Genomic DNA, 14,066 nt, shown 5'->3' on the forward strand with positions numbered 1-14,066 from the left:
CCATTTTCCCATTCCTCCACCCAGGCCCTGGCGGCCGCTTCGACGGAACGACTGCGTTTCGCCGTTTCTTCGTGCATATCGACCTAGCTTATCTCTATCGCCTCGTCGTGCGGCCCCTGGTCTGGGTGATCCTGGCCGCCTATTTCCTGTTCGCGGTTGCCCTGGTGGTGGTGCGCTACGGCGTGCTTCCCGCCATCGACGACTACCGGCCGGGCATCGAACGCATGGTCGGCCGGGCGATCGGGGCCTCGGTCACCATCGGCAGGATCGACGCCGAATGGCTGGGCCTGCATCCCAGCTTCGAACTGTCCTCCGTCCAGGTGGCGGATTCCTCCGGCCAGCCGGGGCTCAGCCTCCCCCGCGTGTCGGCCATCCTGTCCTGGCGCAGCCTGCTGGTGCTGGAGCCGCGCCTGCTGCGCCTGCAGCTTGATGCTCCCGAACTCGACGCGCGCCGGGATGCCCAGGGGCGCTACTGGATCGCCGGCTGGGAAGTCGACCCCCAGGCCCGAGGCGGGTCCCGCGAAGGCCTGGACTGGCTGCTGGCCCAGCGCGAAGTGGTCGTGCGCGGTGCCCGCCTGCGATGGAACGATGCCCTGCGGGAGGCGCCGCCGCTGGAAATCGGCAACGTGGCCTTCGTGATGCACAACACCGGGCACCACCATCGCGCCGCGCTCAGGGCCGAACCGCCCGCCGCGCTGGGCTCCATGCTGGACGTGCGCGCCGACTTCACGCACGGCTGGTTCACGCTGGATGCCGCCGATCCGCAGCAATGGCGGGGATCGCTGTACGCGGCGCTGGATCGCGTCGACCTGGCGGGATGGCGGCCCTGGCTGGACCTGCCGGGCGAACCCTCGCAGGGCACGGGGACAATCCGGACCTGGGTCGACTATGACCGCGGACGCGTGCGCGCCGGCACCGCGCAACTGGCCGTGCGCGACCTGAGCGTGCGGCTCGGGCCGGAACTGCCGCCGCTGGACATCGCCAGCCTGGCCGGCCGGGCGGAACTGGCGCCGGTGGCCGGCGGCGGGTACAGGCTGGACCTGGCCGGCCTGGATGCGGCGACCGGCGACGGCCTGGTGTTGCATCCCCAGCGGCTGGCCGCCACCTGGACCCCGGGGCGCCAAGGCACGCCGCCGGCCACGCAGATCGAGGTGGACGGGTTCGATCTGGCCACCGGCCTGCACCTGGCGGACCGGCTGCCCCTGCCCGGGACGGCGCGCGAGAAGCTGGCCGAGCTGCAGCCACGGGGCCGGATCGATGCGTTGCGGCTGGGCTGGCAGGGCGCGCCCACGCGGCCCGAATCGGTATCGGGCCGCGCGGCGTTCTCCGGTCTGTCGATCGCGGCCGCGCCCGAGCCGCCGGTGAACGACGGCAACCATCCGCAGCGGCCGGGTTTCTCCAACCTGCAGGGCAGCATCGAGGTGGACGCGCAGGGCGGACGCATCGACGTCCATGCGCGCGACGCCGTGCTGCGCTTTCCGGGCGTGTTCGCCGAGCCCGACCTGCCCATGGACGTCTTCAACGCCCGGGCGGCGGCGCGCAAGGGGGCCGACGGCGCCTGGATGGTCGACGTCGAGCACCTGGATTTCAGCCGCCGCGGCGTGGAGGGCAGTTTCAGCGGCAACTGGAGCAGCCATGGCCGCAGCCCCGCCGGCACGCTGGACCTGAGGGGCACGCTGGCGCGCGCCGACGTGCGCGAGGTCTACCGCTACATCCCCATCGTGGTCGGCACGGACGTCCGGGCCTGGCTCCAGCACGCGCTGGTCTCGGGCCAGGCCGAGAACGTGGCCGTGCGCGTGCGCGGCGACCTCGATACCTTTCCCTACGGTACCGACAAGTCCGGCGAGTTCCGGGTGGCGGGCAAGGTCCGGGGCGTGACCCTGGACTACCTGCCAGAGCCGCTGGCCGAGGGCGACTTCTGGCCCCGGCTGGAGGACCTCGTGGGGGATCTCGTGTTCGATCGGGTGTCCATGGGGGTGGACGTCCGTTCCGGCCGCGTGCGGGTCGACCGCTCGACCACCGTGGCCATGGGGCGCACGCGCGCCGCCATCGCCAACCTCGAGCACGGGCCGCTGCTGGAGATCGATGGCGAGACGCGCGGGGCGGCGCCGGCGTTCCTGGCCTTCGTCAAGCGCTCGCCCGTGGGCCGCATGATAGGCGGCGCGCTGGACGATGCCTCGGCAAGCGGCAATTTCGTGGTGCCCTTGTCGCTGCGCATTCCGCTCGACCACGCCGACTCCGCCCACGCCGAGGTGCAGGTCAAGGGCGAAGTCCGGTTGTCGGGCAACGATTTCTCGCTGGCGCCCGCCGTGCCGCCTTTCTCGCGGCTGACCGGGACGGTGGCGTTCGACCAGCACGGCGTCGCCTTGCGCGACGTGGCCGGCACGGCCCTGGACGGTCCGTTGCAACTGTCCGGCGGCCCGCAGCCGGATGGTACCGACCTGCTGCGGGCCGAGGGCACCGCCTCGGCCGCGGCACTGGCGTTCTGGTGGAAGGCCCCGGGCATGGCACGGCTGTCTGGACGCACGGCCTACAAGGCCTCGGTCCGGATCCCGCCGGGCAAGATGCCCACGGTGCTGGTGGAATCCGACCTGGTGGGGCTGGCGGCCGATCTGCCCGCGCCGCTGGGCAAGACCGCGCAGGAGGCGCGTCCGTCACGGCTGGAATGGAGCGGCACGGCCGCCACGGCCGACCGGCCCAGGATGGACTGGTTCGCCGGCAGCGCGGGGCCGGCGGTCAACCTGCATGTCGAGCGCGACTACGCCGCCGACGGCGCCGTGGCCGCCATGCGCGGCGCCATCGGCATCAACCGTGCCGCCACGATCAGCGGTCCGGGGCTGAGCGTGAGCGCCTCGCTGCCCGAGGTGGACGTGGACGGGCTGCGCAAGCTCGCGGCGGAGTTCGAGCCGCCCCGGGACGCCGCGGCGGGATCCGGCCAGGAAGGCGGCGTGGACGTCCCGCTCAACCGCATCAGCCTGTCGACGCCGGTGCTGCGCGTGCACGGCCGCCAGCTCGACAAGGTCACGCTGTTCGCCGTGCGGCAGGAGACCGGCGGCAATGCCAACTGGCGGGCCGATGTCGAATCGGCCCAACTGGCCGGCCGCCTGTCGTGGGCCGAGACCCGCGGCGGGAACGGGCCCAACCGCCTGAGCGCGCGGTTGTCGCGGCTGGTGGTCGACAGCGAGACCGAGGACGCGGATCGTGGCGGCGCGCTGGACGAGTCCGCCGCGGACGACCAGGAGGTGCCGGAAATCGATCTGGTGGCCGAGCACTTCGAATTGTTCGGCAAGGCCCTGGGGCGGCTGGAGGTCCTGGCCCAGAGCATGGACCGGGGCCGCGAGTGGCGGCTGCGCCGCTTGAACGTGAAGAATCCGGATGCCGAGCTGGACGGCTCGGGCGTCTGGAAGCTGGAAGCCGGCGCTCGCCCCGGGGGGCGGCGCGCAATGTCGCTCGACGTGGTGCTCAAGCTGGCCGACACCGGCAGGTTCCTGGAGCGCATGGGCGTGCACGGCACCATGGCGCGCGGGTCGGGCAGCATGTCGGCCCAGGTGTCGTGGCAGGGCCTGCCCTACACGCTGGATCTGGCCAGCCTGTCCGGCAAGGTCGAGCTGGCGCTGGACAAGGGGCAGTTCCTCAAGGCCGAGCCGGGCATCGCCAAGCTGCTGGGCGTGCTGTCGCTGCAATCGCTGCCGCGCCGGGTGACGCTGGATTTCCGCGACATCTTCAGCGAAGGCTTCGCCTACGACACGATACGGGCGCACGCCGCCATCGCCAATGGCGTGGCGCATACCGACGATTTCAAGATGAACGGCGTGAACGCCACCGTGGTCATCGCCGGCGATGCCGACCTGGCGCACGAGACCCAGCGCCTGCAGGTGCTGGTGGTGCCCAAGCTCGATGCCGGCGCCGCCTCGCTGCTGTACGGGCTGGCGGTGAACCCCGCCGTGGGGCTGGGCGTTTTTCTGACGCAGTTGCTGCTGAAGGATCCGTTGTCCAAGGTCCTGGCCTATCAGTACGAGGTCACGGGCACCTGGGCCGATCCGCAGGTGGCCAAGGCCGGCAGCACCAAGGTCGACGCGGCGGGCAAGGAAACGGCGCCGCCGGTGGCCGAGCCGGCGGCACCCCCGCCGTGATTCTGCGCGACAATAGCCGGATGCCCGTGCCCTACACAGCCAGGAATCCCCGCCCATGACAGTTTCCGACGCCGCCGCCGTGCGCGTGGCGGCCATCCAGATGGTTTCGACCCCGGACGTGGAGCGTAATCTCGCCGACGCCGAAGCCCTGATCGCCGAAGCCGCCGGCCGGGGCGCCAATCTGGTGGCCCTGCCCGAGTATTTCTGTTTCATGGGGCGCAGCGACCGCGAGAAAGTGGCCATCCGCGAACGCGAAGGGCACGGGCCGGTCCAGGACTTCCTGGCCGCCCAGGCGCGCCGGCACGGCATCTACCTGGCGGGGGGAACCCTGCCGCTGGAGTGTCCGGATCCCGACCGGGTCTACAACACGGCCTTCGTCTACGGTCCCGATGGCGCGGCGCTTGCGCGCTACGACAAGATCCACCTGTTCAATTTCCGCCGCGGCGCCGAGTCCTACGACGAGGCGCTGAGCATCCGGCCGGGCGCCGCGCCCGTGGGCTTCGACGCGGCCTGGGGCCGGGTCGGCCTGTCCACCTGCTACGACCTGCGGTTTCCCGAGCTGTACCGGGCGCTGGGGCAGGTGGACTTGATTTTGGTGCCGGCCGCCTTCACCTACACCACAGGTCAGGCGCATTGGGAAATCCTGCTGCGCGCCCGCGCGATAGAAAACCAGTGCTACGTGCTGGCGCCGGCGCAGGGCGGCACGCATCCCAACGGGCGCCGGACCTGGGGCCACGCGATGCTGGTCGATCCCTGGGGGGCGGTGCAGTCCGTGCTGCCCGAGGGCCCGGGCGTGGTCGACGGCCTGCTGGACCCCGCCCGCATCGCCGAGGTGCGCGCCGCGCTGCCCGCGCTGCGCCATCGTGTACTGTAGATCCCGTGGCGCCCGCCGCGTTTCGCAACGATTTCCTGATTACCCATCCATGCAACTCGTAGAACCGAACATCCAGTCCCTGGCCATCGCCAAATCCCTGCTCCTGGACCCCTGGGGCCTGGACGAGGCGGATCTCTCCCGCGCGCTGGGCGAGATCTTCGCCCACAAGGTCGACTATGCCGACCTGTACTTCCAGTACACCCGCAGCGAAGGCTGGAGCCTGGAGGAAGGCATCGTCAAGACCGGCAGCTTCTCCATCGAGCAGGGCGTGGGCGTGCGCGCGCTCAGCGGCGAGAAGACCGCCTTCGCCTATTCGGACTCGCTGTCCCAGGATGCCCTGCTGTCGTCGGCCCGCGCGGTGCGCACCATCGCGCGCCAGGGCGCCGGCCGGGTCAAGGTCGCCAGCGGCTATCGGCCCACCGAGGGGCGTTCGCTCTACCTGCCGCAGGACCCGCTGGTCTCGCTGCCGGCTCCGGACAAGGTCGCGCTGCTCGAGCGCGTGGAACGGATGGCGCGGGCCAAGGATAGACGGGTGGTGCAGGTCATGGCCGGCCTGGGCGCCGAATACGACGTCGTCCTGGTGGCCGGCAGCGACGGCCGGATGGCCGCCGACGTGCGGCCGCTGGTGCGGCTGTCCCTGACCGTGATCGCCGAGCAGGACGGGCGGCGCGAAGTGGGTCACGGCGGTGGCGGCGGACGTACCGGCTTCGACTATTTCAGCGACGAGCTGCTGCAGCAGTACGTGGACCATGCCGTGCACGAGGCGCTGGTCAACCTCGAGGCGCGTCCGGCGCCGGCGGGCGAGATGACCGTGGTGCTGGGCTCGGGTTGGCCGGGTATCCTGCTGCACGAGGCCGTGGGCCACGGGCTGGAAGGCGATTTCAACCGCAAGGGGTCGAGCGTGTTCTCCGGCCGCGTCGGCGAACGCGTGGCGTCCAAGGGCGTGACCGTGGTCGACGACGGCACCATCCCCGGCCGCCGGGGTTCGCTCAACATCGACGACGAAGGCAATGTCTCGCAGCGCAACGTGCTGATCGAGGACGGCATCCTGCGCGGCTACATGCAGGACTCGCTGAACGCGCGGCTGATGAAGACGGCGGTGACCGGCAACGGCCGGCGCGAATCGTTCGCCCACCTGCCCATGCCGCGCATGACCAACACCTACATGCTGGCTGGCGACAAGGATCCCGAGGAAATCGTGCGCTCGGTCAAGCGCGGCCTGTATGCCGTCAACTTCGGCGGCGGCCAGGTGGACATCACCAACGGCAAGTTCGTCTTCTCGACCTCCGAGGCCTACATGATCGAAGACGGCCGGATCACCTATCCGGTCAAGGGCGCGACGCTGATCGGCAACGGCCCGGATGCCATGACCCGGGTCGGCATGATCGGCAACGACATGAAACTCGATTCCGGCGTGGGCACCTGCGGCAAGGATGGACAGAGCGTGCCGGTCGGCGTCGGGCAGCCCACGCTGCGGATGGAAGGGCTGACGGTGGGCGGCACCGCCTGATCGGCCGGGCCGGGTGGAGAGCCGGCGGCGGCCGAGCTTTCCACTGGGAGAAAAATCGGGAAATGTCGATGGACAGTCTCCTGGGCGGGTTCGTATATTTTTCGCGAACCGCACGCGGCGAGATGTCGCCGCTGCCCCCATCACCCGCTACTCCCGTCCCGCCGCCATGTTTCTCGATCCCGAGACCGCACCCGGTTTCAAGCGCAGCCTGTTCAACGCCATCGTCGCGCCGCGGCCGATAGGCTGGATCAGCTCCCTCAGCGCCACGGGCGTGGCCAATCTCGCCCCGTTCTCGCATTTCAATCTCGTCTCCACCGCGCCGCCGGTACTGATCTTCTCGTGCAATGCCGCGGGCGACCGCCCCGAAAAGGACACGCTGGCCAACGTCCGCGCCACCGGGGAGTTCGTCGCCAACCTGGTCACCTGGGACCTGCGCGAGGCGATGAACCAGACTTCGCTGAACGTGCCGCACGGCACCGACGAGTTCGCGCTGGCTGGGCTGGAGAAGCTTCCCAGCGTCAAGGTGTGCCCGCCGCGCGTGGGCGCCTCGCCCGCCCATCTCGAATGCACGCTGCTGCGCATCGTCGAGATCGAGCCCGAGCGGCCGGGCGAGACCCGCAGCTCGGTGGTGTTCGGGAGCATCGTCGGCGTGCATCTGGACGAAGCCTTCATGACGCCGCAAGGCCATTTCGACGTGGCCCGCACGCGTCCGCTGACGCGTCTGGGCGGCTCGCAGTATTCCTCCGTCGGCGAGCTTGTCGAACTGTCCCGCCCCAACCTCCCGCTCAACTGAACGAGACGCTACGAATCCAGCCATGGCAAGCGACAACGACTTCACGGTGCTGCGCGACGCAGACCTGATCGACCTGGATACCACGCCGCCGGCCGCCGGCCGGCGCATCGGCCGCGCCCAGAATTTCTCGGTCGAATGGATAGACAGCACCCAGCCCCATGCGGCCAGCAGCGAGCACGAACTGTTGCTGTTGCTGCCGGGCGCGGGCGCGCACATCGAGTACGAAGGGGGACGGGCCGATGCGCCCGGCCGTTCGCTGTGCATCGTGCCGGCCGGCAACTGCACGATCACGCTGGATGCGCCGGGCCCCGGCATCCTGATCGCCAGTTCGCGCCCGGACCTGGGGGAGCAGGACTACCTGAACGCCGTGGAGCACGACCCGCGCATCGTCGCCTCGACGCCGGTCTTCCGCCGCGTGCGCAAGGCGGGCGAGCTGGTCGTCGTTCCCGTCGACGACATCATTCCGCCGGCCGACAAGAAGCGCCTGAAGATGCTGCAGACCGACACCCTCAGCATCAACTGGGTCGAGTACGACGGCCCGCGCGACCGCACCCAGCTCAGCCCCCACAGCCACTCGCGTTTCGAGCAGGGTTCGCTGGCCATCGAGGGTAATTTCGTGCACCACCTGCGCACGCCGTGGGGCAACGACGCGACGCGCTGGCGCGACGATACGCACCTGCAGGCCGATCCGCGCACGCTGCTGGTGATCCCGGTCAATCTGGTCCACACCACGGAAGGCGTGGGGCCGGGATACCACCTGCTGATCGACATGTTTTCACCGCCCCGGCGCGATTTCATCGCGCACAACTGGATCTGCAATTCCGCCGACTACGAAGATCCGGCTCCCGGCGCCTGAGGCGCGCCGCCCCCATAACGATTCATTCCTGGAGACATCCATGTACCGTTCCGAGCTTTCGGCGGCGCGCGTCTGCCCGCGCGCCGTCCGTACCGCCACGCGCCTGCTGGGCGTCGTTTTCGCGTTGCTGGCCGCCGCGCCGTCGCAGGCCCAGGGTACGTATCCCAGCCAGCCCGTGACCATGCTGATCGGCTATCCGCCCGGCGCCATCGTCGATACCGTCGCGCGCCAGTTGTCGAGCGTGTTGGGCCCCATGCTGGGCCAGACCATCGTGCCCGAGAACAAGGGCGGCGCGGCGGGCCTGGTCGGCGCCAATCTGGCCTCCAAGGCCAGGCCCGACGGCCACACCATCCTGTTCACCGCCTATACCTCGCTGCAGATCGCCGCGGCCACCAACCAGGGGCTCAGCTTCGATCCGGTCAATGGCCTGCTGCCGGTGGCCTCGGTGGGGCGGCCGACCACGCTGCTGCTGGTCGGCGCCGATTTTCCGGCCAGGACCTTCGAGGAGTTCGTGGCGCTCGTCAAGAGCCGGCCGGGCATCTACAACTTCGGCACCAGCGGCATCGGCTCGCCCAACCATTTCGCGCTGGAGCACCTGAATGCGGCCTTCGGATTGAAGATGACCGCGGTGCCGTACAAGGGCGCGGCCCAGATGCTGACCGACATGCTGGGCGGCCGGGTGCAGGCCATCTTCGGTTCGTCGTCGCTGGCCGCCGGCCATTTGCAGAGCGGCACCGTGCGGGCGCTGGCCATCGGTTCGCCCGATCTCAGCCCGGCCTTTCCCAAGCTGCCGGTGATCGCCCGCAGCGGCGCGCCGGGCTTCAATGCCAGCGGCGCACTGGGCGTGTTCGCCCCGCCCTCGACGCCGCCCGAGGTCGTCGAGCGGCTGAACACGGCCATCAATGCCGCGCTCAGGGATCCGGCGGTCCAGGGCAAGCTGGCAGACGAGGGGATCATCCTGGACGTGCAGAGCGCCACGGCCTTCGGCAAGAAGTATCGTGGCGAGGCGCAGGACATCGCCGGTTTCATCCAGCGCCATCAGTTGCGCATCCAGTAAAGCCAGGGGACCGACATGCCGCATCTATGGATGGAGTATTCCGACAATCTGGAGTCGCACGCCGATGTCGATGCGCTGCTCGACGACGTGCACCGCGAGGTGGCGGCCGATGGCGTTTTCCCGCTGGCGGGGCTGCGCACCCGCGCGGTGCCGGTCCGGCGCTACCGCATCGCCGACGCCCACCCCGACAACGTCTTCGTGCATTTCGTCCTGCGCACGCTGCCGGGCCGGGACCCGGAGGTCAAGAAGGCGTCGACCGACCGTTTGTTCGCGTCCATCCTCGCACGGTTCAAGCCCTTGTCCGACCGTTTGCCGATCGCGATCTCCATGCATGTGGAAGAGGCTTCCCCCGACCTGGGCTACCGCGTCAGCACCTACCGGCAGCATATGGCGGCGCGCGCCGCCGAGGCGCGGCCGGCATGACCCGGCCGCTTTCGGACGCGCCGGACGGGCGTGCCCGCGGCGGCATCCGCAGCGTGGAGCGCGCGATCGAACTGTTGCAGGCCCTGAACCGGCAGTCGGTATCGAGCATCGACGACCTGCACCGGCGCACCGGCATCCCCAAATCCACGATCGCGCGGCTGCTGCGCACGTTCGAAGCCAAGGGCCTGGTAGCGCAGTCGGTGCGGTTCGGCGCGTACTACCTGGCTTCGGGCGTGACGTCGCTGTACTGCGGCTACAACCACCAGCCGCAGGTGATCGAGGTGGCCACGCCCGTGTGCGACGCGCTGACGCGCGAATTCAAGTGGCCGGTCACGCTGGCGCTGCTGGACGTCGACGCGATGGTGGTGCGCTACAGCACCATCCCGCAGTCGCCGCTGTCGCTGCTGCATTCGTCGATCAACCTGCGGCGCAGCCTGGTGGGGCGGGCGCTGGGCCTGGCCTACCTCGCGTTCTGCGATCCGCAGGAGCGCGCGTTCATTCTGGACGTGGTGCGCCGCACGGGCCGCGAGGAGGACGAACTTGCGCACGATCCGGAGGGGCTGGAGCGCCTGCTGGAAGAAACCCGCCGGCAGGGCTACGCCCTGCGCGTTCCCGAACTCAGCCAGCAGTCCTGCACGCTGGCGATTCCGGTCTTTCACCGCGGCGGCGTCGTCGCCACGCTGGGCCTGACCTGGTTCTCGTCGGTGATGACGTCGGCCGAGGCGGTCGACCGCTACCTGACCAGGCTGGTCGAGTCGGCCAGCCTGGTCGCCGACGGGTTGGGTCGGCTCAAGCCGGATCCGGCCCAGGGGATCTGAAGAGCCGGTCCCGCCGCGGTCAGGCCACGCCCGAAGCCGGCAGCCGCTCGGCCAGCCGGTCGTCGGGCCGCTCGCTCAGCATGTCCAGCAGTTCGCGCCGCCGGGCCGCGTAGCCCGGATCGTCGAACAGATTGTCCATCTCGTCCGGATCGTCGGCCAGGTTGTACATCTCGCCCGCGCCGCTGCCCTGTTCATGCGTCAGCTTCCAGTCGCGGGTGCGCACCGTGCGCAGCTTCAGCTCCACGCCGCAGCGCGAGGCCGCCACGTCCCATTCGCTCAACGCGTAGTCCCGGCCGGTGTCCGCGCCTTCCAGCAGCGGCCGCAGGCTCCGGCCGTGCTGCGCTCCCAGCGCGGGGGCGTTCGCATAGTCGGCCATCGTGGCCGCGAGGTCCAGGGTCGAGACCGGATCGCGTACCTGCACGCCGGCTTGCACGCCCGGTCCGCGCGCCACCATGGCCACGCGCAGCAGGCCTTCGTAGGCCATGGGGCCCTTGAGCATCAGGCCATGGTCGCCCAGCCATTCGCCATGGTCCGAGGTGAAGACAACCAGCGTGTCGTCGTCCAGCCCGTATTCGTGCAAGGCCTTCAGGATGCGGCCCACCTGATGGTCCACCAGCGAGATCATGCCGTAGTAGTTGGCGATGATGTTGCGCAGCTGGGCATCGGGCTGGGTCGGGATGCGCGAGAAGTTCTGCCGCAGCGCCTGGACCTCGGCGCTGCCCACCGGCCGGCTTTCCATGGCGGCGCGGTGCCACCAGGGGCGGCGGTCGTAGTCGGTGGTGCGGTGGCGGGGCAGGTCCACGTCGTCCGGATGGTGCAGCCGGGACCAGGGTTCGGGGCAGTCGAACGGGTGGTGCGGATCGGGGAACGAGGCCCACAGGCAGAAGGGCTCGTCGCGGTGCGCGCGCAGGTAGTCGATGGTGCGGTCGCCGATCCAGGTCGAGTTGTGCCAGGCCACGGGCAGGGCCGAGTTGAAGGTCTGCGGCGCGCCGCTGGGCGGACCCAGGTCGGTCTGGTAGAGGCGGTTGCGCATTTCCCCCAGGCCGTCGCCGTAGTGCCAGCGCGAGTGGTGCAGGCCGCCGGGCGGCGGCGTGGGCAGCCAGTAGTTGTGGCCTTCGACGACGAGTTCCACGTGGCCAAAGCCCATGTAGGGACCCGACCAGTCGGGCCCCAGTTCGGCCTCGGTGTGCTGGCACTCGGGCCGGCCGGTGCGGGCGAAGGTGTGGTGCGTGGAGAAGTGCGCCTTGCCGATGAAGCCCGTGGCGTAGCCCGCCGCCGACAGGCTGCCGGCGAAGCCCGCCTTGCCGGTCCGTTCGTCCAGGTCGATGCCGTTGTCGCAGACGCCGTGCGTCAGCGGCAGCAGGCCGGTCAGGATGGAGGCCCGCGACGGCTGGCACACCAGGTTGGGCGTGATGCAGGAAGAGAAGTGCGTACCGGTGCGCGCCAGCTCGTCGATGTGGGGCGTCTTCACGCGCCGTCCGGCAAAGCCCAGGCAGTCGCCCCGGTGCTGGTCGGTGGTGATGAGCAGGATGTTCGGGCGCTTCATGGCTTGTTCTGCTGGCTCTTGATCTTGGCTATGACGGGGGCGAGGCGGCGGGTGTCCGCGACGATGCGCTCGCGCAGCTCCCGCGGGCCGCCTTCGCCCGCGGCCAGGCCCTGGGCCTGCAGCTTGTCGCGCACATGCGGGTCGTGCAGCACCGACCGGACCGAGGCGGTCAGCTTGTCGATCACCGCCGGCGGCGTGCCGGCGGGCGCGAACAGGCCGAACCAGCTGTCGAACGTGAAGCCCTTCACCTTGTCCTTGAGCATGGGCAGCTCCGGCAGGTCGGGGATGGGCGTGGCGGCCGTGTTGGCCAGCCCCTGGACCTTGCCGCCCCGGACCGGCTGGATGGCCGTGCTGGCCGCCAGGAACATCATGTCGATGTGCCCGCCCATCACGTCCACGAAGCCCTGCGGCGCCGCCTTGTACGGCACGTGCTTGAACGACACGCCGGCCTCCTGTTCGAACAGCGCCATGCCCAGGTGGTGGGTGGAGCCTTCGCCGCCGCTGGCATAGGTGATCGTGTCGGGACGGGCGCGCGCCTGTTCCAGCAATTGTTCGACCGACTTGAACGGGGCGGTGGGCGAGGCGACCAGCACGTAGCGCAGGGTGGACAGCGTGGCGACCGGTTCCAGGTCTTTCTGCGGCTGGTACGGCATCTTCTCCATCAGGAAGGGCACCGCGGCGAACGAGGCATCGATGCCCAGCAGCAGGGTATAGCCGTCGGGCGCGGCCTTGATCACCGCTTGGGTGCCGATGATGGTGGCGCCGCCAGGCTTGTTCTCGACGATGATCGGCACGTTCCACTGCTTGCCGAGCTGCTCGGCCACCAGCCGGCCCACCATGTCGGCGGCGCCGCCGGGCACCGAGGGTACGACCAGCGTGACGGGGCGGTCGGGATAGGCGGCCTGGGCACCGGCCGCGAAGGCGAGGGCGGCCACGAGGCCGGTCGCGGATTTCAGCATGGTTGTCTCCTTCGATACGCCCGTTCTGGCGGCGGACGCTTCATCTGCGGCAGATCATGGCCGATCTCGATCATTGCGGTCCAATGATATATTTGGCCATTGTCATATCAGAGTTGGTATGTGATGTCCGACGCTCCCGAGGCCGCGCTGCGCGCGGACTGGTACCTGCGCGGCCGGCTGCGGCTGCGCCACCTGCGCCTGCTGGTGGTGATGGACGACGTGCGCAACGTGGGCGAGGCCGCCCGCCGCATGGCCACGACCCAGCCCGCGGTCTCCCGGATGCTGGCCGAACTCGAGGACATGGTCGGGGCCAGGCTGTTCGAGCGCACTTCGAAGGGGACCTTTCCGACGGTGCACGGCGCCTCGATGATCCGGCACGCGCGCTGGGTGCTGGGCGACCTCGAACGCATGGGACGGGAATGGTCCGAGCCCGGCGGCCTGGGCGTCGAGACCCTGAGCGTGGGCATCAACTCGTCGTCCGCGGCCTTCCTGGTTCCGCGCACGCTGCTGCGGCTGGAACGCCTGGCGGCGGGGGTCAACGTGCTGGTGCGCGAAGGCTCGATCGAGGCGCTGCTGCCCGATCTCCAGACCCGCAAGCTGGACCTGGTGGTGGCGCGGCTGGGGGCCGGGACGGCTGGCGCCGGACTCGCCACGCGCATCCTGTGCGAAGAACCGATGTGCGTGTGCGGGTCGGCCAGCCATCCGCTGGCGGCCAGAAAGCGGCCGTCCTGGCGGGACCTGGCGGCCTACCCGTGGATCCTGCCGCCGCGCGGCAGCCCGGTGCGGGCCGGGCTGGACATGCTGTTCCAGCGCGAGGACGTCCGCCCGGCTTCGCGGGTGGAGTCGGCCTCGGTGCTGAACAACATGGTCCTGATGGACAACAGCCAGGCCTTGTCGGTGATGCCGCGCGCGGTGGCCGCCTATCATGCGCGCCGTCATGCGCTGGCGATCCTGGGGGTGGAGCTGCCGCCGGTGTTCGGCCCCATCGGCGTGATACGGCACGACAGCCTGGAACCCTCGCCCGCCATGCGGGCGCTGGTCGAATGCCTGGAGGAAGAGGCGCAGGCCCTGTCCCAGGCGCCGTGAGGCGATGCGCG

At 70.0% G+C, this 14,066-nt stretch carries 11 protein-coding genes; 9 read left to right on the forward strand and 2 right to left on the reverse strand.

Features of this window, described 5'->3' with window-relative positions; all coding sequences use genetic code 11:
• Positions 1 to 71 precede the first annotated feature (71 nt).
• The 8 genes from EGT29_RS06255 to EGT29_RS06290 all read left to right on the forward strand — a co-directional run bounded on the left by EGT29_RS06255 (position 72) and on the right by EGT29_RS06290 (position 10,464).
• Positions 72 to 4,133 (forward strand): YhdP family protein, encoded by a 4,062-nt coding sequence (locus EGT29_RS06255; RefSeq protein ID WP_161567715.1) that lies wholly within the window; start codon positions 72 to 74, stop codon positions 4,131 to 4,133.
• A gap of 55 nt (positions 4,134 to 4,188) precedes the next feature.
• Complete coding sequence (locus EGT29_RS06260; RefSeq protein ID WP_124688204.1) at positions 4,189 to 5,007, forward strand: carbon-nitrogen hydrolase family protein; 819 nt, start codon at positions 4,189 to 4,191, stop codon at positions 5,005 to 5,007.
• Positions 5,008 to 5,056: 49 nt separating this feature from the next.
• Positions 5,057 to 6,517 carry a metalloprotease TldD gene (tldD, locus tag EGT29_RS06265; protein ID WP_124688205.1) on the forward strand — a complete coding sequence of 487 codons (1,461 nt, stop codon included), beginning with the start codon at positions 5,057 to 5,059 and terminating at the stop codon, positions 6,515 to 6,517.
• 166 nt (positions 6,518 to 6,683) lie between these two features.
• Positions 6,684 to 7,310, forward strand: a complete 627-nt coding sequence (locus EGT29_RS06270; protein WP_124688206.1) for a flavin reductase family protein — start codon at positions 6,684 to 6,686, stop codon at positions 7,308 to 7,310.
• 22 nt (positions 7,311 to 7,332) lie between these two features.
• Positions 7,333 to 8,166 (forward strand): hypothetical protein, encoded by an 834-nt coding sequence (locus EGT29_RS06275; RefSeq protein WP_124688207.1) that lies wholly within the window; start codon positions 7,333 to 7,335, stop codon positions 8,164 to 8,166.
• Between the two features lie 40 nt (positions 8,167 to 8,206).
• Positions 8,207 to 9,223 carry a tripartite tricarboxylate transporter substrate binding protein gene (locus EGT29_RS06280; RefSeq protein ID WP_124688208.1) on the forward strand — a complete coding sequence of 339 codons (1,017 nt, stop codon included), beginning with the start codon at positions 8,207 to 8,209 and terminating at the stop codon, positions 9,221 to 9,223.
• Positions 9,224 to 9,238: 15 nt separating this feature from the next.
• Positions 9,239 to 9,646 carry a 5-carboxymethyl-2-hydroxymuconate Delta-isomerase gene (locus EGT29_RS06285; RefSeq protein ID WP_124688209.1) on the forward strand — a complete coding sequence of 136 codons (408 nt, stop codon included), beginning with the start codon at positions 9,239 to 9,241 and terminating at the stop codon, positions 9,644 to 9,646.
• Positions 9,643 to 10,464, forward strand: coding sequence for a DNA-binding transcriptional regulator (locus EGT29_RS06290; protein WP_124688210.1), 822 nt, complete (start codon positions 9,643 to 9,645; stop codon positions 10,462 to 10,464). The genes EGT29_RS06285 and EGT29_RS06290 overlap by 4 nt, the downstream gene beginning before the upstream one ends.
• A 19-nt stretch (positions 10,465 to 10,483) precedes the next feature.
• Here EGT29_RS06290 and EGT29_RS06295 read toward each other — a convergent pair whose 3' ends face one another.
• Both EGT29_RS06295 and EGT29_RS06300 read right to left on the reverse strand, forming a co-directional pair.
• Positions 10,484 to 12,010, reverse strand: a complete 1,527-nt coding sequence (locus EGT29_RS06295) for a sulfatase-like hydrolase/transferase (RefSeq protein ID WP_124688211.1) — start codon at positions 12,008 to 12,010, stop codon at positions 10,484 to 10,486.
• On the reverse strand, positions 12,007 to 12,969 hold the full coding sequence (locus EGT29_RS06300; RefSeq protein ID WP_124688212.1) for a tripartite tricarboxylate transporter substrate binding protein: 963 nt from the start codon (positions 12,967 to 12,969) through the stop codon (positions 12,007 to 12,009). Before EGT29_RS06300 ends, EGT29_RS06295 begins: the two co-directional genes overlap by 4 nt.
• A gap of 123 nt (positions 12,970 to 13,092) precedes the next feature.
• Here EGT29_RS06300 and EGT29_RS06305 point away from each other — a divergent pair, with 123 nt between their 5' ends.
• Entirely contained in the window at positions 13,093 to 14,055 is a 963-nt protein-coding gene (locus EGT29_RS06305; RefSeq protein WP_124688213.1) for a LysR family transcriptional regulator, read from the forward strand.
• Positions 14,056 to 14,066 lie beyond the last annotated feature (11 nt).

The sequence above is a fragment of the Pigmentiphaga sp. H8 genome, assembly GCF_003854895.1.
In the GTDB taxonomy this organism is placed as follows: domain Bacteria; phylum Pseudomonadota; class Gammaproteobacteria; order Burkholderiales; family Burkholderiaceae_B; genus Pigmentiphaga.